This window comes from Planococcus sp. 107-1 (genome assembly GCF_021513255.1).
Taxonomy (GTDB): Bacteria; Bacillota; Bacilli; order Bacillales_A; family Planococcaceae; genus Planococcus.
Map to the genome: position 1 here is coordinate 934,121 of NZ_CP090977.1, position 21,182 is coordinate 955,302.

Genomic DNA, 21,182 nt, shown 5'->3' on the forward strand with positions numbered 1-21,182 from the left:
AAGCTGCTATCGCTTTGCCTCTTTTTTATGTTCTTGAAGAATAGTCCATATTTTTTCAAGGGCCACCACCAAGTCATGTTCATAAGAATGGCTGTTGGAAAGTGTAGCTAGTACGCTTTCCATTAAGGCATGTCTCGGCTCGTCTGCTACGAGTTCATCGGCAAGGAAAAGGACCAGCTCTTTTGCATCCGGCTCGTCTTCTTGCTGAATGAGAGTTTTTAAATTCTCGCTCAGTTCAGGGATCGTCATTTCTGGCACCGGGGTAGAAAGCGGCAAGCTCGTTTGTTGGATAAAGCGATCATTTTCTTTCACTTGATCGGCAATGGAGGTCTTCAATCTTCTCAAAACAAAAGAAGACAGTTCCTGGGTCGGCAATTCATCCCCCGAGGTGATTTTCCAAAGATTGATCAGCTGCTGAATGGAACCGTGAACCGCTGCCGCATTATCCAAGGCATAAGGCTTAGCCTCCTCGCCGAAGACATCGATGATCCGTGTGGCAATCCAATTCAATTCGGTGATATAAACTTCACGCGCAAATTTCTTTAACTCCTCGTCTTGTGAGTAGAAAATGCTTTCATATAAAGCGAAAAGATTTTTTTCGCGGTTCATTTGGATGCGGATATACAATTGCTCAGCGAGAACATTCAAGTCGTCAAGCGGCCTTCCAACCGATGCCGCTATCCGTTTCTGGCGAATTTCACTGCCGACAGATTCCATGATGGCAATCAGGCATTCCGTTTTGGAAGTAAAGTAATTATAGAAAGTGCCTTTCGAAACGCCCGCTTCGTCCAAAATATCCTGGATCGAAGAGGAATTATAGCCTTGATTGATGAAAAGCTTGTAAGCCGCGTTTGTGATTTTCTGTTTTTTTGAATTCATTTTATTCACCTTTATACTCTTAGTCTAGTATCATCATAGCCTGTAAACACTTACAAATCAATGTTTTTGGACTATCGGTATATTTTTCTTGATTATATTGGACGAGCGGTATAGAATGGTGCAATGGAGAAATAAAGAACTATAATCACGCAAGAAATTACGGAGGAATAAAAGAATGAAAGAACAGAAAAAACCGCCTTATGGCATTATTGCCATCCTCTTTACCGGAGCATTTGTGGCAATTTTTAACCAGACTTTATTGAACGTAGCTTTGCCGTCGATCATGGCAGATTTTGAAATCGATGCTTCGACCGCGCAATGGCTCGTGACCGCTTATATGCTGGTCAACGGGATTTTAATCCCTGCCAGTGCTTATTTGATCCAACGCTATTCAAACCGCTCGATTTTCATCGTAGCGATGTCGTTATTTGCAGCAGGTACTTTATTGGCAGCAATAGCACCAGCATTTAGCATCCTTTTAATAGGGCGCATGATCCAAGCGTCAGGTGCAGCCTTGATGATGCCGTTATTGATGAACGTTATGCTTGCAGCGTTTCCAGTTGAAAAGCGCGGACAGGCGATGGGTGTCTTTGGGCTTGTTATGGTCGTAGCTCCGGCTATCGGGCCAACACTTTCCGGATTTATCGTTGAACATTATTCATGGCGCGTATTGTTCTGGATCGTCTTACCTGTGGCAGTCATTCCACTCGCATTAGGTATCTTTAAACTGAAGAACTTGACGTTCCAAGACCGCAATATCTCGCTTGACACCGGATCCTTGATTCTTTCTACATTAGGCTTCGGCGGCATTCTTTACGGATTCAGTTCTGCCGGAACGCTTGGCTGGACCGATCCAGTCGTCATGACGACGATTGCCGTAGGGATTGTATCGTTAGTCATTTTCATATTCCGCCAATTGAAATTGGATGAACCTTTATTGCAAATCCGCATATACAAATATCCGATGTTTGCCTTGTCTTCAGCGATTTCCGTCGTGGTATCGATGTCGATGTTCTCGGCGATGATTTTGATGCCAATCTACATCCAAAGCATCAAAGGGATCTCTCCGATCAATTCCGGCTTGCTGATGTTGCCGGGTGCTTTAGTCATGGGCATCATGTCGCCGGTAACGGGCCGATTATTTGATCGTTTCGGCGCAAAAGTCCTTGCTGTTCCTGGTCTGTTGATTGTCGTTTTGACGACTTATATGTTCAGTCAGCTGAGCATCGACTCCAGCTTTGTGAATATCATGCTCATCTATACGCTGCGGATGTTCGGGATTTCAATGGTCATGATGCCGGTTATGACAAACGGTTTGAATACTTTGCCGATGAAATCGTATCCGCACGGTACAGCAATCAACAATACGCTGCAGCAAGTCGCTGGAGCTGTCGGTTCTGCATTCTTGATCTCCATTATGAATGCGCGCACAGAATCCGCAGCAAAAGATTTAGCTTTAAGCGGGACGCCGCCGGAAGAAATTTTGAATATGGCGATGCTTGAAGGCATCAACTTCTCCTTCTTTGTTTCCACATTCATTGCATTAGTGGCATTGCTGTTGGCCTTGTTTATTAAAAAGCCGACGCGCCCAGCAACGGAAGCGGAAAAAGAAATTGTCTACAAGCAAAAGCAAGTAACCGAATAATCTTTGCCAGCCTGAAAAATGGGCTGGCTTTTTTAATGGCTATGAAACACTCGCGAGCGTTCTTCAAAATGTCCAGCTAGGGCGCCAAATATGGTACACTATTAGCATCGAAAAGAAGGTGGAATAAGAGATGAATTTTATAAACGAACTGGATCCAATTTGGCAAGAAAAATGGAAAAATGCAGGATTTGAACAAGCAATGCCGATACAAGAGCAGATGATTCCTGAAATGCTTGCGGGCAATGACATCGTAGCCGAGTCTCCGACAGGTTCCGGAAAAACTTTGGCTTACGTACTGCCGATTTTACAACGCATCAATCCGGAGAAAAAATCGATCCAGGCGATGATTGTCGCCCCATCCCAAGAGTTGTCGATGCAAATCGTCAACGTATTGCGCGAATGGACTGAAGGGACGGACGTCACCGTCACCCAATTAATCGGCGGTGCGAACATGCAGCGGCAGCTGGAAAAGCTCAAGAAAAAACCGGCAATTGTCGTCGGAACTCCGGGCCGTTTGAGCGAATTGGTGAAAACAAAAAAACTGAAAATGCATGAAATCCGGATATTGGTGCTGGATGAAGGCGACCAGTTGATGGCACGCGAACATCGCAACTTGATGAAGGACTTGATTGAAAAAACACAGCACGACCGCCAACTTGTATTGGTTTCAGCGACGATTACGGAAGAAGTCGAATTAGTGGCCGACCGTTTGATGAACCACCCGACACGCCTTCGCGTTACAGCGGAAGACATGCCGATGCAAGGGAAAGTCACTCATTCATTCATCAAAGTGGACGAACGCGATAAAACGGATCTGCTACGCAGAATTTCGCATATTGAAGGAATGAAAGGCCTAGCTTTCGTCAATAACTTGGATCAATTGCTGATGAAAGAAAATAAATTGAAATTCCGCGATGCTAAAATTGTGACTTTGCATTCTGAAATGAACAAAGACCAACGGAAAAAAGCGCTGGATTCGTTCCGCAAAGGAGAAGTTTCCATTTTGATCGCAACGGAAGTGGCGGCAAGAGGTTTGGATATTGACGCCGTAACGCATGTTATCCATGTCGATGTGCCGCAATCGGTTGAACAATACATGCACCGTTCAGGCCGGACAGGCCGTGCAGGTGCAGATGGTGAAGTCTTGACGCTGCTCGCTTATGCAGATGAACGGCATTACAAGAAATTCACCAAGGAATTGCCGTCAAAACCGGTCCAAAAAATTCTTCATGGCGGTCAATTGGTAGCAGGCAACAGCAAAACAATTTCTGAAAAGGGGAAAAAATAATGACTTTTCAAGAGAAAATGGAACAATACGCAGAACTGACAGTCCATGTCGGTTTAAACGTTCAAAAAGGGCAAATCATTTTGATCAATACAACGACGGATACGGTCGAGTTTACTCGCTTAGTTGTTAAAAAGGCGTATGAAGCTGGAGCTAAACGCGTCCACGTCAATTACGCTGATCCTGTCCACACGCGCGACCATTACGAATTGGCGCCGGACGAAGCGTTTAACGAATATCCGGAATGGTCAGTCGTCCAGCGGGATGAAATCATTAAAACCGGCGGTTCGTTCTTATGGATTGATGCAGAAGATCCGGATTTATTGACCGGGATTCCAACAAAACGGTTGTCGGATTCACAGAAATCAGCAGGCAAGGCGCTTGAGAATTACCGCCAGGCTGTCGGATCGGATAAAATTGCATGGTCAATCATTGCCATTCCTTCAAAGAAATGGGCTGAAAAAGTATTTCCGAATCTTGAAGGCGATCAGCAAATTGAAGCTCTTTGGGATGCCATCTTTAAAACAGTGCGCATTGGCGAAGGCGATGCCGTCCAAAAATGGACAGGCCATGTAGAACATTTAGAAACCCGTGCTGCACAATTGAATGAAAAACGTTTCGCGAAATTGCATTACACAGCACCAGGCACGGATTTGACGATTTCACTTCCAGAAAAGCATTTATGGCTGACAGGTGCAGCGAAAACGCCGCAAGGCAATTCGTTCATCGCCAATATGCCGACTGAAGAAGTCTATACAGTCCCGACTAAATACGGGGTGGAAGGTTTTGTCCGCAATACAAAACCGCTTGTATACCAAGGGAATATCATTGATGATTTCACGCTGACTTTTGAAAAAGGGAAAATTGTAAAAGCAGTAGCTGGTGTCGGCCAAGAACTGTTGGACGAGATGATCCAGTCGGATGAAGGGGCAGCTTATTTAGGGGAAGTGGCATTAGTGCCGCATGAATCACCGATTTCAGACGCCAATATTCTTTTCTATAATACTTTGTTCGATGAAAATGCTTCGAACCATTTGGCAATCGGCGATTCGTATCCGACTTGCTACGAAGGAGCGCGTGATTTGGAACGTACGCAATTGGAATCGATCGGATTAAATACATCGATTGTCCACGAAGACTTCATGATCGGCAGCGGCGAAATGTCGATTGACGGAATTCATGAAGATGGTTCAAGCGAACCGGTTTTCCGGAATGGAAACTGGGCATTTTAAGAGGTGAGCAAATTGAAGAAAATAGGAATTGCGTTGATGCTGATTTTGATGTTTTTCGGTTCTTCGGTGCAAGCACAAGCAGCTATTAAAATACCAGCGGTCTATGTGGCGTTGGGGGATTCCTTGGCTGCCGGGCAAACACCCAATTCCCAAATTGATGCGGGGTATGCCGACATGATTGCCGGGGAGCTCGCTCGCCATCAGCCGGTTGCTTTATTCACAAAAGACCTGGCATTTCCGGGATTTACAACAGAAGATGTTTTGGAAAGAATCAAGTCTCCGGAAGCAAAAGAAGTATTGGCTTCGGCCAATGTCATCACATTATCTGCCGGGGCAAATGACTTACTGCGCTTAGTGCAAGTAAACCCAACAGAGGGGTCGCTGACTTTCCAGCAAATCCAGGCGGACTTTGCATTGAACCAAGCGCGGCAGAACATGGAATCTATTTTAGCCGAATTGAAAACAAGAGCTCCGAAAGCGGATGTCTATGTCATGGGCTATTATTTTGCTTATCCGCATGTCCGGGATTCGCAAAAAGAAGGCACTGGCAAGCAATTGGACCGCTTGAATGCGATTTTAAAACAATCTGCTGCGAAAGCAGGCGCCCAGTTTATTTCGGTTGACGCCGCTTTTGGCGCATCGCCAACCGATAAAGTGCCGAACCCTGCAGATGTTCATCCGAATTTCACAGGTTATCAAGCGATGGCCAATGCTTTTTTAGATCGTTACCAAAAAGGGTGGAAAGTTGAAAAAAACGAACTGCCTGCACCGAATCCGTTAAGCTTTGAACAAATCCTTCAAGCGCAGGAACAAGATGGCGCACAAGAAGCAGAAGAGTCCGCGCTTGAAAATACATCCGCTATGCGTCCGTCTGAAGACATGGATGTGGATTATTTAGCTTTGCGTGAAGCCCTTCCTTATATTTGATCCAAAAGCAAAGCCGCAGCGATTCTAATCGCTGCGGCTTTCTTTTTATCGTTTGGAGTTTGGTGTCTTATAAGGTGTCGTATTTCCAGCTTTTCTGCTGTTCATTACTTTTTTAATAATTGGATAGGCAATAGGTGCAATTTTAATTGCCGTCTTCACGATACGTCCGATTCCCATATTCATCGCTCCCATCATAGATTCGCTAGTAAATGATTTCCCTTATTTCGTGAAACGCAAACCTCTTTCATTTTGTTAAGGCATGGGCTAAGAGAATATCTTTGTATTCATGGACGCTGGAAATTAAAACATATTCGGCATTGCCGTGCCAATCATCGCCGCTCGGACCAAATTCAATCGCGCCTTCACCTCCGGTAACCGCCGCATAGTAGCGGGTATCCGCAGCCCCGTGCTGGCCGAACAGGATCGCTTCCTGATCTGTCACCGTTTTAATCGCCTGCTGTAAAGTTTGGATATAAGGATTTGCTTGAGTGGTCGTTAAAGCTGGTGTAGAGCCGCTTGCTTTATACTCCATATCCACGTTTAACGTATCAGCGAGATCAGCCATCTGCCGGATGATTTCTTCTTTGTCTTGGCCCGGCATAAAGCGGATATCATAAGACATCTGGCAAATTTCCGGAACCACATTATAGCGGTCGCCAGCGTTGATGATCGGCAAGTTGACGGAAGGCTGCTCGTAGTATTCAGTAGATTCTTTTCGGAAAGGCAATTCGCCCATAGCCATATGGTATTTCATCGCAGACTCGATGGCGTTGACACCTTCCCATGGACGGCTGCCGTGCGCCGGCTTTCCTTTAAAGGTCAAATCCATTCGTAAGATGCCTTTAGATTGAAGCCCGACTTTTAAGCCGGTCGGTTCACCGCAAATGACGAAATCGCCATGGTAGCCTTGATCAACCAACCATTTCGATGTGTTGCGGCCGCCAATTTCTTCGTCAGTGACAATATGTAGTTGAACCGTTTTCTCCAAGGATGCAGCATCGAGTTCGACAAATGCCTGCATCATCGCCGCTACGCCTGCTTTCATATCAGCGGCTCCGCGGCCGTATAAACGTCCAAGTTCTTCAAACGGCGTAAATTGTTCATTGTGGCCAGGTACGACATCCACATGGCCATTCCATATCAAAGTCTCATCGCCAGAGCCCTTGATTGCGGTAAGCATCATGAAGCCGTTGTTTTCGTGGACTGTGACGGTTTCCCCTTTTTCTTTCAACCAATTGGCACAAAATACTAATGCTTCATTGGCACCTTCTTGGTCATCGCTTTTGATTTTAATCAAATCCTTTAGTAAATCGATCATGTCCTGAGCAGCAAAATGGATTCTTGCTGCTTTCACCACCCTTCAAAATGATTCATCATTAAAAGTGTACCCTAAGAACAGCGCTTAAAACGAATTGCTTTCACTTTCGACCTTGTGTACAATGAAAGTTGAAAGAATAGTTATTGTATACACCACAAGGGGAGCTTTTGCTGAGAGTGAACACTTTTGTTCTTACCCTTCGAACCTGTAAGTTAACGCTTGCGCAGGGATGTGGATAGAAACCTGCCCTTTATGCGGCGTCAGGATCTGTCCTGGCGCCGCTTTTTATGGTTTTTTTCTGCGGCCCTTCTGGTGATGTGCACAACACAAGGAGGAAGTCATGAGAAATTTACGTGTTTTGTTAATGGTGGAAATTGCGATATTCGGAGCACTCGGGTACGTGCTGGATTTTGTCGCTTTTAAAATGCCGCAAGGCGGATCAGTCAGCTTGGTCATGATCCCTATTGTATTGATGGCGTTTAGAAGAGGCATGGCAGCTGGAATTTTAACAGGGCTGTTAGTCGGGCTGCTGCAAATAGTAACCGGCGTCATTTCTGTTACGCCTTTGTCATTCGGTTTTGTCGTGATGCAAGTGATTTTAGATTACCTGGTGGCTTACGGAGTAGTCGGTTTTGCAGGGCTTCTGCGCGGTAATTATTTGAAAGCCCATCAGCAAGGAAAATCAGGCGGCATGATTGCCGCTGTAGTAATCGGCGTATTGATTGCTTCTCTCTTGCGCTATCTGATGCATGTAGTCACGGGTGTATTATTCTTCGGAATGTTTGCTGAAGGGAATGTGTTTGTTTATTCGGCTGTCTACAATGCCACGTATATGATTCCCGTGTTCTTATTGGCCGCTGCAGTTTGCTCAGCACTTTTCACCGCTGCACCGAAACTGGTGGATGCGGAAGTCCAATGAAATAGTTAAAAGGATAAAAAAGAACAGCCGCTGGAGGCAAAATTTCTCCAGCGGCTGTTTTCGTTGTCGGAGGCCCGCAGGATGCGGTCATGTAAGCGTTGCGACACGATGTCGCGCTTTTAGCTTATCCTCTCGAAATGGGCGTTTGCGCTTTTCGTATTGTTCGGTCTTCAGTGCCCAGTGCCTCGAGGTCGCTTCAACTTTTCCCGCCATGGCCAAGAACGCCATGACCGGAAAAGCTTCCAGCGCTTGTTGGCACTAAACGGGCGCTTGCGCTTTTCGTATGCTATAATTTTCAGTAGACAATTTGAAAGAAGGGTATTAAATGATTGCAACGAATGAAAAAGATATCGAAATGCTGAAGAAAGCGGGGCGCATGGTAGCTGAGATTCGCGAAGCGATGAAAGCAGCGACGAAACCAGGCGTTACGACAAAAGAATTAGATGAATTGGGCGGCAAAATGTTCAAGGAACTTGGCGGCGTGTCCGGCCCGAAAGCGGAATATGATTTCCCGGGCTTTACATGCATCAGCGTAAATGAAGAAGTGGCCCATGGCATGCCAGGCAAACGCGTTATCAATGATGGCGACATCGTGAATATTGATGTTTCGGGTTCTTATGAAGGCTATTTTGCAGATACGGGCATTTCTTTTGTGGTTGGCGAAGGCCATCCGGAAAAAGAAAAATTATGCCAAGTAGCAGAATCTGCATTTGACCGGGCAATGAGCAAAGTCAAAGCAGGCGCAAAGCTGAACCAAATCGGGAAAGCGGTAGAGCGTGAAGCGAAGCAGCAAGGCCTTTTCGTCATCAAGAATTTGACAGGGCATGGCATTGGAAAATCATTGCACGAAGCACCGCAGCATGTCTTGAATTATTATGATGCGTGGGAAACGACGATCTTAAAAGAAGGCATGGTTTTGGCTGTTGAGCCATTCATTTCCCAAAAAGCAGAGCATATTGTGGAATCTGGCGACGGCTGGACATTCATTACACCTGACCAATCGTTGGTCGCACAGATTGAGCATACGGTCCTTGTCACTAAAGGGGAACCGATCTTGCTGACAAAACTAAATTAACGCAAAAAAAAGATCCTGTCTCTCAGGATCTTTTTTTGATGAGCAAAATGCCTGTTAAGATAACGCCGCTTAAAAATAAGGAAGCGGTTGTGACCAGCAGTTCGTTGGTTCCATGTTTCACGGCAATGCCGATAAATGCCCAAACGAAAACGAGCGCGTACGGAATGTCAGAATGATGGAAGCGAATATGAAGTGCTAACGCAGTTGCTACCGTAAGCATGATGACTGTCCATAACTGATCGCTTAATCCCCAGCCGCTCCAGTTGTAAGAAGTTAAAACAAAGCTCGTGTTGGCAATCGCGGCGACGCTGAGCCACCCCATATTAATAGAAATCGGGAGGCGTTCTGTCAGTTTGCGCTCAGAATTGCTGTATTGCAAATACAAGGCGATCAAGGAAACCAAGTAGGCAAAGATCGCTAAAACGGACCAAGCAAAAAACTCATAATGCCATAGGTACAGCCAGGCAATATTAAATACAGCGCTTAAGGTGAAGAATAACGTGATTTTGAGTGACGGGACTTCTCCTTTTTTATAACGGAGCCAAAACCCGACAATCCAGATAGCCAATAATATGTAAATAACGGACCAAATTGAAAATACATAGCCAGCTGGAGTAAAGAGAACCGGAAGACGATTGGAAATCTCACCAGTGGTCTGTCCATTAAGCGGCAAAATATTCGCTAGTGAATTTATTACGATGATGCCGATATATGCGATTGTCATCAGCAGTATCCTAGCCATAAGAGATCCCTCCTCATATTTTAGTATACCTGTCAGGAAGCGCTTCAACAAACATCACTTCCAAGAATATTCATAAAAAGGAAGGTTTGTGAATATCGTGTGAGAGTTTCTTCAAAAAGCCCTCCACTCGAAAGTTCGAGTTGTTCCGACATTTTGCAGGAAATGGTATACTTATAAGTGTTTTTAGAAAATTAAGTTTACCAGGGGGTAAAACAATGACGGTTAAATTTCCGGAAGTATGGGATTTGGATGTGTTGTTCCAGGGGGGCAGCGATTCAAAAGAATTGCGGTTACATATGGACGAGGCAACACCAAAGTTAAATGAATTTGAAAAAACAGCTCAGCGTTTTAAAGCGCCGACATCAAGCGGCGATGCTGAAATGGTGGCAAACCTTTTAGAAGAAGTAAATGCATTGATGCAGCATCTCAGCCAATCGGGTTCATTCATCGGTTGTTTGATGGCACAAAATACGGAAGATAAGAAAGCGGCAATTCTGCAAAGTGAATCTTCTTCGCTGCATGCGCGTTTTGATGCTTCTCTCCAGAAAATCCAACAGGATTTGACGAAAACGGATGATGCGGTATGGAAAGAATTGCTTTCGCACGATTTATTGAAAGAATTCAGTTTCTTCTTGAACGAATGGCGGGAAGAAGCGAAAATGCAGCTTTCCGAAAAAGAGGAGAATTTGATCACAGCCCTCAGTATGGATGGCTATCATGGCTGGAGCCAGCTCTATGATATGTTAGTGGGCGAAATTAAAATCAAAATGACCATTGATGGCGAAGAAAAGACGATGTCTGTCGGACAAGCCAATAACTTGAGCTCCCATAAAGATGCTGAAATTCGGAAAGAATCTTATGAGAAGTTAGAAGAAGCTTGGACAGATAAAGAGGACTTTTTCGCCAAGACCTTAAACTCGATTGCGGGATTCCGTTTGGAAGTGTATAAAAAGCGTGGTTGGGACAATGTCTTGCAAGAGCCTTTGCATATGAACCGGATGAAACAGGAAACATTGGATGCGATGTGGGGCGCAATCAGCAAGAATAAACAGCCATTTGTAGCATATTTAAATCAAAAAGCAGAAATTCTCGGGAAAGATGGCTTGGATTGGTACGATGTGGATGCGCCTGTAACGGAAAGCACGCAGCAATTTACCTACCAAGAAGGCGCTGATTTCATATTGGAGCATTTCGGCAAGTTCGGTCCGGAGCTGCAAAAATTTGCACTTCAAGCATTTGAAAAGGGCTGGATTGAGGCGGAAGACCGTCCGAACAAACGACCGGGCGGTTTCTGCACTGAATTGCCGATGGCAGAAGAATCCCGGATCTTCATGACGTATAAGCGGGTCCATGTCGAACGTGGCCACTTTAGCACATGAATTGGGCCATGCTTTCCATTCGTACGCGATGCACCCAGTCCATGGACTTAACCGTTCCTATGCGATGAACGTAGCAGAAACAGCTTCGACTTTCGCTGAAATGATTGTCGCAGATGCAGCTGTAAAAAATGCCCAATCGAAGGAAGAGAAAATTGCTTTATTAGAAGATAAAGTACAGCGAAGTGTCGCGTTCTTTATGAATATTCATTCACGCTTCTTATTTGAAACCCGTTTTTATGAAGAACGCAAAAATGGAGTCGTGCCAGCAGCCCGTCTGAACGAGTTGATGGAACAGGCGCAAACTGAAGGATTTGCAGGCGGATTGAAATCAACGCACCCGCATTTCTGGGCGTCAAAACTGCATTTCTATATTACGGATGTACCATTTTACAATTTCCCGTACACTTTCGGCTATTTGTTCTCGCTGAGCATCTACGCAAAGGCATTGGAAGAAGGCGCCGATTTCGAAGGCAAGTATATGGCATTGTTGAGAGATACCGCTATTATGACAGCCGAAGATTTGGCGCTTAAGCATCTAGGGGAAGATATCACAAAAGAAGCCTTCTGGGAAAAAGGCATCGTCCTTTGTGTGAAAGATGCAGAAGAGTTTAATGCGCTAACATCTTCTATCGAATGATATGAATCTATTATTCAACGGAAAGACTTGCTACCTTCGGACGCTTACTGTAGATGATGCGGAAGAGATGGTCCAATTATTAGTGCGAAACCGTGATTACTGGGCCATCTATGAACCGCGCCATCAAGACAGTTATTTTACGGCATTGGTGCAGCGTGAAAAAATACGGGAATCGATTTACCAGGCACGTGAAAATCGGGAATACAGTTTTGGAATTTTTGAACACGGAACGGATAAAATGATCGGCCACATCTCCATGTACAGCATCAAACGTTTGCCGTTCCTCAGTGCGTTGGTCGGCTATTCAATCGATGAGGCTTATATCGGCAAAGGCATTGCGACAGAAGCGGTTCGGCTGGTCAATACGTTCGGCTTCGAGCAATTGCGGCTGCACCGGATCGAGGCATATGTGTCGCCGAGGAATATGGGATCAATCCGAGTTCTGCAAAAGACCGGCTTCCTGAATGAAGGCTTATTGCGCGAATTCTTGTACATCAACGGTGTCTGGGAAGACCATTACCAATTTGCTTTGCTTGAAAGCGAATTTTGAAAGGGCAAGGCCGCCTATAAAAGATGGTGGAAAGATGTTGTCCGATGGTTTTCAGAATAACGGCATCAGTGAAAGGAAGAGGAGAGATGGATAGAAAAGATTTGTTTTCTTATCATCAATGGGCGACTTTGGCATGTCTTCGGCATGTCCAGTCAATAGGGGAGGACCTCTATACCAAAATTGGCGATAACTCTTTTGAGTCGATCGAAAAAACCGTAGAGCATGTGATTGGTGTGGAAAAACTATGGCTGTTGCGGATGAATGGCATAGAAAGTCCGGCATTTGAACGTTACGAGGTCTCAACGACGGAAAAAGCGATTGAGGCGTTTATGCTCTTGCATGCTGAAATGGAATTGTATTTCGCATCTCTTGGAGAAGAACAATGGCAGGAAATGCTTTTCTTTAAAAACTTGCGCGGCGATGAATTTCACAATACGAGAGAAGAAATGCTCTTTACGGTCATCAATCATGCTTCCTATCATCGAGGGCAAATCACTTCTTTTCTTCGCCAGTTTGGCAAAGCGGGCATTCCATTGGATTATCTCTATTACAAAAAGCAAAACAAAAACCGCTGAGAAAGTCTCAGCGGTTTTCATTTCCATCAACCACAACATCGAGTTTGCCGGTTGTAGGATCTATTACAAGGCCGTGTACAGGAACCTTGCTATCAAGCAACGGATGGTTTCTCACCATCTGAACACTATGTGTAACGCTTTCTGTTACGTCTTCAAAGCCGCGAAGCCATCCTTCCAAGTCGACCCCGGAATATTGCATCATTTCAATGGTTTTGCGTTCAATTCCTCTTGCTTCCATTTTGGATAGAATGGATTGAGGATCGATTGCTGACATTCCGCAATCATGATGGCCGATAATATAAATTTCGTCTGCTTTCAGTTCATAAACAGCTACGATCAAACTGCGCATTATGCCGCCAAACGGATGATTGATCACCGCACCGGCACTTTTCACAATTTTAACGTCGCCGTTTTTTAAATTCATCGCTTTCGGCAGCATTTCAATAAGGCAGGTATCCATACACGTCAAGATGACTACTTTCTTGTCTGGAAACTTCGTCGTTATGTATTGCTCGTATTTCTTCTCTTTCACAAACTCATCGTTATAAGCTAAGATATCTTCCAACATCGACATAGTGAATCCTCCTTAAAGTTACTTCCTTTATTTTAAAACAAATTTTCCGATAACACGACTGTAAACCTTCAATATTCAAAAAAACAGTTTGGAAGCGCCGGCTTCCAAACTGTTTGTTCAAACAAATTAGCGAGAGATTTTTTCAATTTTGTTCAGCATAACAAGCGAGCGGCCAGTACCGATTGCGACGGATTCAAGCGGTTGGGGAGCAGTATGGACAGGTACGGAAATTTCTTCCGATAGCCATTGCTGCATGCCTTTCAACAAAGCGCCTCCTCCGGAAATCACAACGCCTTGGTCGACGATATCACCGGATAGTTCAGCGGGACAGTTTTCAAGAGTAGCCCGGATGCATTCCAAAATAGAAAGCAAGGATTCTTTTAAGGTTTCCTGAATTTCCGTAGATGTTAACGTGACGGTTTTTGGCAGGCCAGTCATGATATCGCGGCCGCGGATTTCCATTGATTCGGATTTATGCGGAATTAGCGCATAGCCGATTTCTTTTTTGATATTTTCAGCCGTCCGTTCGCCGATCAATACATTATAATGTTTGCGGACATATTGGACAATGTCTTCATCCATACGGTCTCCGGCAACTTTTACCGTATTTGCAGAAACGACCCCACCGAATGAAATAATGCCGACTTCGGTAGTGCCGCCCCCGATATCAACAATTACGCTCGCGATAGGTTCGCTGACAGGCAAGTCAGCACCGATTGCAGCGGCAACAGGTTCTTCGATCAAGTGTACACTTTTAGCTCCACTTTGTTTGACAGCATCATGAATGGCACGGCGTTCAACAGATGTAGCGCCACAAGGGGTGCATACCATGACGTTGGGTTTGCGTAGAGATCCGCCCATTTGCTTGGCTGCTTTTTGCATAACCATTTTCAGCAACTCGGTTGTTACTTCAAAGTCAGCGATGACGCCTTCTTTTAATGGACGTACAACCCGGATCGATCCGGGGTTTTTCCAATCATTGCTTTTGCGTCTTCGCCGATTGCGATGACTTTATTCGTCTTCGTGTCTAATGCAACAACTGAAGGTTCATTTAAAATAATACCTTTTGCTTTTGTGTATACTAAAATATTTGCTGTTCCTAAGTCGATTCCGATATCCGTTGAAGAAAACATGCCTAAACTCCTCCTATTATAAAACAATTACCATTCTGCATTTTACCATGTATAAGAGGGGTTCAAAAGCACGCAAAAATAAAATGATACATAAGAAAGGTCTATTGTTGCGGAAAATTACAAAAAGGCAGGTCTATAGATAGAGAATGTAATGCGTATGTAAAATAAATGATTTAAGAATGTAAAGAGAAAGTCTTACAGAATTGAAAAAAGCCGCTTTCTCCGAGGAGAGCGGCTTTTTCTTAAAATCTCTTTTTAGGCATCGGGTCTACTTTTTCTGCATCATGAGAGTGAAGTTCTTTCCCAAGGAAATGCAAAAGGGTGAAGAAAAACAAGAAAATAACGACCATAAAACCAAGTGTGATTGTTACACCTTCTAACATAATGATAACTCCTCTCTGAACTGTAATCATCATTACTCAGTATACATGATATAACGGAAAAAATTAAGTGTCCAATTATTGATGATTAAAAGGCCCAGTTGCCGTTGCGGAAAACGGGTTCGCGAGTGCCATCTTCCAAGATGCCATCGATATCCATTTCTTCTGAACCGACCATGAAGTCAACATGGGTAATGCTTTGGTTCAATCCATGAGTCAGCAATTCTTCTTGGGACATGGTTTTGCCGCCTTCTAAGCAGAATGCATAAGCACTGCCGATCGCGAAGTGATTTGAAGCATTTTCATCGAATAGCGTGTTGTAGAACAAAATATTCGAATTTGAAATTGGCGAGTGATGCGGCACGAGTGCAACTTCTCCTAAGAAATGCGATCCTTCATCCGTAGCGATCAAATTCTTTAATACATCTTCGCCTTGTGCTGCAGATGCATCAACAATTTTACCGCTTTCAAAAGTGATTTTAAAATCATCGATGATATTGCCGCCGTAGCTTAATGGTTTTGTGCTGGAGACAAAACCGTTGACGCCTGTTTTATCCGGCACCGTGAAGACTTCTTCAGTCGGCATATTCGCCATGAAAGTTTTTCCTTTTTCATTGACTGATCCAGCTCCACACCATAAATGGCCTTTTGGAAGTGCTACTTCCAAATCGGTTTTTGGTGAAGTGTAATGAAGCTTCGCATATTTTTTGTTATTCAAATAATCCACTTTTGTGTGAAGGGTGTCATTATGCTTTTCCCATTCTTCAATCGGTTCAGGCAAATCGGCCCGGACTGCTTTGAAAATGGCATCCCATAATGCATCCACTTGCTGGTCTTCCGGCAAGTCTGCAAATACTTTTGCCGCCCAAGCTTTTGAAGGCGCTGCCAAAACAGTCCAACTGATTTTATCGGACTGGACGTATTGGCGGTATTTCTTCAATCCGGTTCCCACTGCCTTTTGATTGGCTGCAATCTTCTTCGGATCAATGCCGTTTAATAGATCAGGGCTTTGCGAAATGATGCTGATAAATGCAGCACCTTGTTCTGCAAGCTGTTCGCGTTCTTGAATTTTCCACTCTGGGTATTCAGAGAATGAATCTTCAGGAGCCAGTTCATAACGAAGGCGAGAGATTTCATCGTCGTTCCAATCTACATGGACTTGCTTAGCGCCAGCCTCATAAGCTTGTTTTGTGATAAGTCGGACTAGCGGTGCGGCATCAAGGGAGGCAGCGATATACAATTGTTGTCCAGATTGAATATTTACCCCCACTTTTACAGCCAATTCTGCGTACTTTACTAATTTTTCATTAAAAGATGTCACGTAAATCTCTCCTTTCATCATTATTATATTAGCAATCTTCAGTCATACACTGCAAGGTTTAACGTCACTTTGCCTTTTTAAGCTTGCAATTTTAAAAACAAAAGTTTATGATATAAACAAATGTTTAAAAAGGAGGCGAGGAATTGAATCAAAAAGAAGCAGAACTCTTAGCTTTGATTCGCCGGGATCCTTATTTATCACAGCAGGAAATGGCTGATGCGATGAAACTTTCCAGGCCGTCCATCGCGAATTTAATATCGGGATTGATCCGGGAAGGGAAGATTCTAGGACGAGCCTATGTACTGCCTGAAGAAGGAACGGTCATTTGCATCGGTGGAGCAAATGTCGACCGTAAATTCAAGATGAAGAAAAAGGCGCTCATGGGGACTTCGAATCCGGCTTCAGCTACGGGAAGTGTCGGAGGTGTGGCCCGCAATATTGCTGAAAACCTGGGCAGGCTTGGCCACGAGGTGAAATTATTATCGATTGCTGGAAATGATTCCGAGTGGAAATTGATCGAAGAAGTCTCATCGCCCTTCATGTCAACGGATTTGACCAAGTCTTTTGATGAATTTTCGACAGGCACGTATACAGCTGTTTTAGAGCCGGACGGGGAAATGCTGCTAGCCATGGCGAATATGGACATATATGAAAAAATGACGCCAGCTTATGTTGCGCGCAATGAAAATGCTTTGCTTGCAGCTTCATGCATCATCATCGATTTGAACTGTCCAAAAGAGACGATCGAGTATGTTCGCAAGCTCGCAAAATCACGAGATATCCCACTTGCAGTCATTCCGGTTTCCGGACCGAAAATGGATCGCCTTTCCGAAGATTTGACGGGAATCACCTGGCTTGTTTTGAACCGAGATGAAGCGGAACAATACTTGGGGAAATCGATTGAGACGTCAGCAGATTGGCAAGACAGCGCAAAGAAACTGCGTGAATTGGGAGCAGAAAATGTCTTGATTACCGGAGGCAAGAGAGGCGTCATTGCCGCAAACCATTCGTCAGTCCAGCATTTTGATGCCTTTCAGGCAGAAACGCTGCAAGATGTAACCGGTGCGGGCGATGCATTTTCAAGTGGCGTTATCCACAGTTTCCTGAATGGCAGGGAATTTGATGCGACGATCCGTTCCGGCTTAATGAATGCGACAAAAACTTTGCAAAGTGAAACAACTGTTAGAACAGAACTTACTGCTGAGCAGTTAAAAAAAGAATTGGAGGAATTACAATGACAACAATGATTTCATATTCAAAAGAAGTACAAGAAGCAATGGAACAAAAAAACCGGTGGTAGCACTTGAGTCGACGATTATTTCACATGGTATGCCTTATCCGCAAAATGTGGAAACTGCGCGCATCGTTGAACAGATTATCCGCGACAACGGAGCAGTTCCGGCTACAATCGCTATCATGGACGGCCAGATTAAAATCGGTTTGTCTGATGAAGAACTTGAACTTCTAGGAAATAGCCCGGATGTTGCAAAAGTTTCGCGCCGCGATCTTGGCCAATTGATTGCAACGAAAAAGATTGGCGCAACAACGGTTGCTGCTACAATGATTTGTGCGGAATTGGCAGGCATCCGCGTCTTCGCTACTGGCGGCATCGGCGGTGTGCACCGCGGAGCTGAAACGACGATGGATATTTCGGCAGACTTGGAAGAATTGGCGACAACTGGAGTAGCGGTCGTTTGTGCCGGTGCGAAATCGATTCTTGATATCGGCCTGACGTTGGAGTACCTAGAAACTAAGGGCGTACCGGTCATCGGCTATCAAACAGATGAAATGCCTGCTTTCTATACACGTTCAAGCGGCTTCGGCTTGACGTTCAGTGCAGAAAACCCGGAAATCTTGGCACAAGTCTTGAAAGCGAAATGGGATCTTGGCTTGAAAGGCGGCGCAGTTGTTGCGAATCCGATTCCTGCAGAGCACGCGCTCGAAGATGAATTCATCAATGGCATTATCGACCGCGCAATGGTTGAAGCTGAAGAGAACGGCATCAAAGGAAAAGACACGACGCCATTCTTGCTTGGCAAAGTAAAAGAATTGACTGAAGGAACAAGCCTTGTTGCCAATATTGAATTGGTAAAACACAATGCAGAAGTTGGCGCTAAACTGGCTGTTGCATACAACCAACTATAAGAAAAAAGAAACGTTCAATGACGAAAGCCCGGGAGGAAAAGCAATGCTTTTCCTCCCGGGCTTTTTTATTTTGGAGATGTTTTCAAGTGACGAGGAAAAGGGTAGTTAAAAATAAGGAGCTGAAGAAGATGAAAACGGATGTATTCATTAGCGGAGGCGGCATCGGCGGATTGACATTAGCCTTGAAGTTGGTACAGCGCGGAGTCGATGTTGTGCTGGCTGAAAGGCTTTCGAAAAAACCTCCTACCTATAAAGGGGAATTGCTGCAGCCTAAAAGCATGCAAATATTCGATAGTATCGGAATTTATGAGGAAATTTGCGATCGATCTAATGAAATAAAAGTACTGGATATGCTTGAATTGTCCAGTGCCTTAAAAGTCCAGGACCAATCGTTCATGGATTATAGTGTACTGCCTGGGAAATACGATGCCGCTTATATGGTCCACCATGAAGAACTGAAATCCATCATCTTAGAAGCGGCTTTAATGTTTTCAAACTTCCATTACTTTAATGGGACAACCTGTAAAAGCTTAACCGAAAATACAGCCCTTCTGCAAAAGGGCAAAGAAACATTTGAAGTGGAAGCCCGCTTTTTCTTTGGAGCGGAAGGACGGGCATCTGTTACTCGGAAGTCAATGGGAATCGAAGTAAAGCAAACGACTTATAACCATCATTTCCTGACTGTAACTTTTCCAAGGGCCGAAAATTTCAAAGACGGAAAAATCATCTCTACATACAATCGATTCCTTGGGCTATTCCCATTGCCGGATAATATGGTGAGAAGTGTTTATTTGATTCCGGAAGGGGACTATAAAGAGCTGAAAGAAAAACCGATCAGTCATTTCCATAAATTGTATACAGATTTGGCGCCAGTAGTAGACGGATATGTGCAGCAACTGACCGATTGGAAGAAAATACAGTTGATGATTCCCATCATGTATCACGTCTCTTCTTATGTTAAAGACAATAAAGCGATTATTGGAGATGCTGCCCATGCCGTTCATCCGATGGCCGGGGAAGGAATGAACATGGCCATTCAAGATGCTGACATTCTAGGTGAATTGGTAGCGGATATGAAAGAGACCGGTAAATTAGATCCTTCCAATCTGAGTTGGTATGAAAAGGTCCGCTATAAGCGGGCAGACCATGTAATCCAATTGAGCCATTTGGCGGCCTTAGCTTACTCATTTCCTTTTAAACCCGTCAGTTATTTACGGAAAAGAACGTTTGAGCGCATGGAAGAAGACCCCATCCTTCACTTTAAGCAAATGTTGAACGTTTCTGGCCTTGGCATGTGGAAAGAAAATGTCCGTGACCGTTTTATCCAAGGCGGCATCATGCCGATCCGCATAAGAGACTTGCCGCCAAGCACAAAAGAATTAAAGTATTTCACCCGAGAAGACGATTACCCATGGAAAGTGGAGGGACTCCTATGATAGACGTAATGAACATGTTCAAAGCAAGAATGTATATGAAGCGGAATGAGCCATTTCTCTATAGCTGGCATGCGTATGTCGGCTACGAATTGGATTTATTTAAAGCCTTCGAACGGCCAATGTCAAAATTCGATGTCGCGGACGCCTATCAATTAGATGAAAACTTATTGGACCAATGGGTCAGCGTAGGCTTATCGATCGGCCATCTGAAAGAGGCAGGCAGAGGACGCTATAAGATCAGCAATGTTTGGAAGCTGCCAAAGCCGAAAGGGAATTATTCTTCGGGCGTTTTGTTGAAAGAAATGATGGAACTTCATATTCCCACTCTTTTAAGCTATCCCGAAATGATGCGCAAGCAAAGCCGCAACCATTTTGACGAAGAAAAGCATGCACCGACAGTTGCAGAAACAAGCCGTCTCCTTGAAGTGTTAGCCTTGCCTAAAATGTCCAAGAAAATCAGGGAGAATGATTGCAAGACGGTATTGGATATCGGATGCGGAGAAGCAGGCTATATCCAAAAGCTCGCGGAACGCTTTCCGAATACCGAATTTACCGGAATCGAAATCAGCCCGGCAGTAACTGAAAAAGCTCAAGAAAACACGAAAGAAAATGAAAACATCACCATTGAAAATGCGGATTTATGGAATTACCATCCAAAAAAGCAGCAGGATATGGTCATGATGAACAATGTCATCCACTATATCGATTTGGAAAAACGGCAAGAGCTCTTTGCCGAACTCGCTCGCTGGCTAAATGACGGCGGCATCCTTTCAGTCGTGACACCGATTGCTGGAAGTGTAGAAGATCCCCCTTTCGCAAATGTCTTCAATAGTTTCTTTTCCTCCTTCGACAATCTCTACCGTTTGCCGACAAGAGAAGAACTGGCAGAATGGGGAGAACAAGCTGGCCTTCAGATGCTCGGCATCAAAACCGTCATCAAAGAAGGCAGCTGGTATATTGCACAATACAAAAAGCGGAGCTGAGAGACCTGTTAGATTCGCTAAGGAACAGCGCCATAATAAAAACAAAC

Annotated in this window: 18 protein-coding genes, 3 pseudogenes and 1 riboswitch; of the genes and pseudogenes, 13 read left to right on the top strand and 8 right to left on the bottom strand. The window is 44.5% G+C overall.

Annotated elements, in window-relative coordinates; all coding sequences use genetic code 11:
• Nucleotides 1–6: 6 nt before the first annotated feature.
• Nucleotides 7–879: a TetR/AcrR family transcriptional regulator gene (locus L0M13_RS04930; RefSeq protein WP_235198585.1), complete on the bottom strand. Its 873-nt coding sequence runs from the start codon at nucleotides 877–879 to the stop codon at nucleotides 7–9.
• 175 nt (nucleotides 880–1,054) lie between these two features.
• Here L0M13_RS04930 and L0M13_RS04935 point away from each other — a divergent pair, with 175 nt between their 5' ends.
• The 4 genes from L0M13_RS04935 to L0M13_RS04950 all read left to right on the top strand — a co-directional run bounded on the left by L0M13_RS04935 (nucleotide 1,055) and on the right by L0M13_RS04950 (nucleotide 5,968).
• Nucleotides 1,055–2,524: a DHA2 family efflux MFS transporter permease subunit gene (locus L0M13_RS04935; protein ID WP_235198586.1), complete on the top strand. Its 1,470-nt coding sequence runs from the start codon at nucleotides 1,055–1,057 to the stop codon at nucleotides 2,522–2,524.
• A 130-nt stretch (nucleotides 2,525–2,654) separates the two neighbouring features.
• Nucleotides 2,655–3,812: a DEAD/DEAH box helicase gene (locus L0M13_RS04940; protein WP_235198587.1), complete on the top strand. Its 1,158-nt coding sequence runs from the start codon at nucleotides 2,655–2,657 to the stop codon at nucleotides 3,810–3,812.
• The gene (locus tag L0M13_RS04945; protein ID WP_235198588.1) at nucleotides 3,812–5,041 is read left to right on the top strand and encodes an aminopeptidase; all 1,230 of its coding nucleotides are present in this window, start codon (nucleotides 3,812–3,814) and stop codon (nucleotides 5,039–5,041) included. The genes L0M13_RS04940 and L0M13_RS04945 overlap by 1 nt, the downstream gene beginning before the upstream one ends.
• A 12-nt stretch (nucleotides 5,042–5,053) precedes the next feature.
• Nucleotides 5,054–5,968: an SGNH/GDSL hydrolase family protein gene (locus L0M13_RS04950; RefSeq protein WP_235198589.1), complete on the top strand. Its 915-nt coding sequence runs from the start codon at nucleotides 5,054–5,056 to the stop codon at nucleotides 5,966–5,968.
• A gap of 45 nt (nucleotides 5,969–6,013) precedes the next feature.
• Here L0M13_RS04950 and L0M13_RS18320 read toward each other — a convergent pair whose 3' ends face one another.
• Complete coding sequence (locus tag L0M13_RS18320; protein ID WP_260107733.1) at nucleotides 6,014–6,145, bottom strand: hypothetical protein; 132 nt, start codon at nucleotides 6,143–6,145, stop codon at nucleotides 6,014–6,016.
• A 67-nt stretch (nucleotides 6,146–6,212) separates the two neighbouring features.
• The gene (locus L0M13_RS04955) at nucleotides 6,213–7,286 is read right to left on the bottom strand and encodes a M20 family metallopeptidase (protein ID WP_235199266.1); all 1,074 of its coding nucleotides are present in this window, start codon (nucleotides 7,284–7,286) and stop codon (nucleotides 6,213–6,215) included.
• A 147-nt stretch (nucleotides 7,287–7,433) separates the two neighbouring features.
• A riboswitch (TPP riboswitch) is annotated at nucleotides 7,434–7,533 on the top strand.
• A gap of 93 nt (nucleotides 7,534–7,626) precedes the next feature.
• On the opposite strand from L0M13_RS04955, the gene thiT reads away from it, so the two are divergent.
• Nucleotides 7,627–8,205: an energy-coupled thiamine transporter ThiT gene (thiT, locus tag L0M13_RS04960; protein ID WP_235198590.1), complete on the top strand. Its 579-nt coding sequence runs from the start codon at nucleotides 7,627–7,629 to the stop codon at nucleotides 8,203–8,205.
• 325 nt (nucleotides 8,206–8,530) lie between these two features.
• A complete protein-coding gene (map, locus tag L0M13_RS04965) occupies nucleotides 8,531–9,280 on the top strand; it encodes a type I methionyl aminopeptidase (protein WP_235198591.1) in 750 nt (249 codons plus the stop codon).
• 22 nt (nucleotides 9,281–9,302) lie between these two features.
• Here map and L0M13_RS04970 read toward each other — a convergent pair whose 3' ends face one another.
• Complete coding sequence (locus L0M13_RS04970) at nucleotides 9,303–10,022, bottom strand: TspO/MBR family protein (RefSeq protein WP_235198592.1); 720 nt, start codon at nucleotides 10,020–10,022, stop codon at nucleotides 9,303–9,305.
• A 215-nt stretch (nucleotides 10,023–10,237) separates the two neighbouring features.
• On the opposite strand from L0M13_RS04970, the pseudogene L0M13_RS04975 reads away from it, so the two are divergent.
• The 3 genes and pseudogenes from L0M13_RS04975 to L0M13_RS04985 all read left to right on the top strand — a co-directional run bounded on the left by L0M13_RS04975 (nucleotide 10,238) and on the right by L0M13_RS04985 (nucleotide 13,163).
• A pseudogene (locus L0M13_RS04975) lies at nucleotides 10,238–12,038 on the top strand (M3 family oligoendopeptidase).
• A 1-nt stretch (nucleotide 12,039) separates the two neighbouring features.
• Nucleotides 12,040–12,588: a GNAT family N-acetyltransferase gene (locus L0M13_RS04980; protein ID WP_235198593.1), complete on the top strand. Its 549-nt coding sequence runs from the start codon at nucleotides 12,040–12,042 to the stop codon at nucleotides 12,586–12,588.
• An 86-nt stretch (nucleotides 12,589–12,674) separates the two neighbouring features.
• Nucleotides 12,675–13,163 (top strand): DinB family protein, encoded by a 489-nt coding sequence (locus L0M13_RS04985; protein WP_235198594.1) that lies wholly within the window; start codon nucleotides 12,675–12,677, stop codon nucleotides 13,161–13,163.
• Nucleotides 13,164–13,170: 7 nt separating this feature from the next.
• Here the strand turns inward: L0M13_RS04985 and L0M13_RS04990 are convergent, their stop codons facing one another.
• The 4 genes and pseudogenes from L0M13_RS04990 to L0M13_RS05005 all read right to left on the bottom strand — a co-directional run bounded on the left by L0M13_RS04990 (nucleotide 13,171) and on the right by L0M13_RS05005 (nucleotide 16,571).
• Nucleotides 13,171–13,737 (bottom strand): beta-class carbonic anhydrase, encoded by a 567-nt coding sequence (locus L0M13_RS04990; RefSeq protein ID WP_235198595.1) that lies wholly within the window; start codon nucleotides 13,735–13,737, stop codon nucleotides 13,171–13,173.
• Nucleotides 13,738–13,863: 126 nt separating this feature from the next.
• Nucleotides 13,864–14,870 (bottom strand): annotated as a pseudogene (gene mreBH / locus L0M13_RS04995) (rod-share determining protein MreBH).
• Nucleotides 14,871–15,112: 242 nt separating this feature from the next.
• On the bottom strand, nucleotides 15,113–15,253 hold the full coding sequence (locus L0M13_RS05000) for a hypothetical protein (RefSeq protein WP_235198596.1): 141 nt from the start codon (nucleotides 15,251–15,253) through the stop codon (nucleotides 15,113–15,115).
• Nucleotides 15,254–15,338: 85 nt separating this feature from the next.
• Entirely contained in the window at nucleotides 15,339–16,571 is a 1,233-nt protein-coding gene (locus L0M13_RS05005; RefSeq protein WP_235198597.1) for an aminopeptidase, read from the bottom strand.
• 143 nt (nucleotides 16,572–16,714) lie between these two features.
• On the opposite strand from L0M13_RS05005, the gene L0M13_RS05010 reads away from it, so the two are divergent.
• The 4 genes and pseudogenes from L0M13_RS05010 (at nucleotide 16,715) to L0M13_RS05025 (ending at nucleotide 21,135) form a co-directional block, all read left to right on the top strand.
• Nucleotides 16,715–17,809 (top strand): carbohydrate kinase, encoded by a 1,095-nt coding sequence (locus L0M13_RS05010; RefSeq protein WP_235198598.1) that lies wholly within the window; start codon nucleotides 16,715–16,717, stop codon nucleotides 17,807–17,809.
• Nucleotides 17,806–18,716 (top strand): annotated as a pseudogene (locus L0M13_RS05015) (pseudouridine-5'-phosphate glycosidase). Before L0M13_RS05010 ends, L0M13_RS05015 begins: the two are co-directional and overlap by 4 nt.
• Before the next feature lie 128 nt (nucleotides 18,717–18,844).
• Nucleotides 18,845–20,152: an FAD-dependent oxidoreductase gene (locus L0M13_RS05020; RefSeq protein WP_235198599.1), complete on the top strand. Its 1,308-nt coding sequence runs from the start codon at nucleotides 18,845–18,847 to the stop codon at nucleotides 20,150–20,152.
• Nucleotides 20,149–21,135, top strand: coding sequence for a class I SAM-dependent methyltransferase (locus tag L0M13_RS05025; RefSeq protein WP_235198600.1), 987 nt, complete (start codon nucleotides 20,149–20,151; stop codon nucleotides 21,133–21,135). Before L0M13_RS05020 ends, L0M13_RS05025 begins: the two co-directional genes overlap by 4 nt.
• Nucleotides 21,136–21,182: the final 47 nt, after the last annotated feature.

What these genes read in the sequence shown, in the direction of transcription:
- thiT (WP_235198590.1), top strand. Translation starts at nt 7,627, where the DNA reads ATGAGAAATTTACGTGTTTTGTTAATGGTGGAAATTGCGATATTCGGA.
- L0M13_RS05025 (WP_235198600.1), top strand. Translation starts at nt 20,149, where the DNA reads ATGATAGACGTAATGAACATGTTCAAAGCAAGAATGTATATGAAGCGG.
- L0M13_RS18320 (WP_260107733.1), bottom strand. Translation starts at nt 6,145, where the DNA reads ATGGGAATCGGACGTATCGTGAAGACGGCAATTAAAATTGCACCTATT.
- L0M13_RS04955 (WP_235199266.1), bottom strand. Translation starts at nt 7,286, where the DNA reads ATGATCGATTTACTAAAGGATTTGATTAAAATCAAAAGCGATGACCAA.
- map (WP_235198591.1), top strand. Translation starts at nt 8,531, where the DNA reads ATGATTGCAACGAATGAAAAAGATATCGAAATGCTGAAGAAAGCGGGG.
- L0M13_RS04945 (WP_235198588.1), top strand. Translation starts at nt 3,812, where the DNA reads ATGACTTTTCAAGAGAAAATGGAACAATACGCAGAACTGACAGTCCAT.
- L0M13_RS04935 (WP_235198586.1), top strand. Translation starts at nt 1,055, where the DNA reads ATGAAAGAACAGAAAAAACCGCCTTATGGCATTATTGCCATCCTCTTT.
- L0M13_RS05000 (WP_235198596.1), bottom strand. Translation starts at nt 15,253, where the DNA reads ATGTTAGAAGGTGTAACAATCACACTTGGTTTTATGGTCGTTATTTTC.
- L0M13_RS04930 (WP_235198585.1), bottom strand. Translation starts at nt 879, where the DNA reads ATGAATTCAAAAAAACAGAAAATCACAAACGCGGCTTACAAGCTTTTC.
- L0M13_RS04970 (WP_235198592.1), bottom strand. Translation starts at nt 10,022, where the DNA reads ATGGCTAGGATACTGCTGATGACAATCGCATATATCGGCATCATCGTA.
- L0M13_RS04980 (WP_235198593.1), top strand. Translation starts at nt 12,040, where the DNA reads ATGAATCTATTATTCAACGGAAAGACTTGCTACCTTCGGACGCTTACT.
- L0M13_RS04940 (WP_235198587.1), top strand. Translation starts at nt 2,655, where the DNA reads ATGAATTTTATAAACGAACTGGATCCAATTTGGCAAGAAAAATGGAAA.
- L0M13_RS04985 (WP_235198594.1), top strand. Translation starts at nt 12,675, where the DNA reads ATGGATAGAAAAGATTTGTTTTCTTATCATCAATGGGCGACTTTGGCA.
- L0M13_RS04990 (WP_235198595.1), bottom strand. Translation starts at nt 13,737, where the DNA reads ATGTCGATGTTGGAAGATATCTTAGCTTATAACGATGAGTTTGTGAAA.
- L0M13_RS05020 (WP_235198599.1), top strand. Translation starts at nt 18,845, where the DNA reads ATGAAAACGGATGTATTCATTAGCGGAGGCGGCATCGGCGGATTGACA.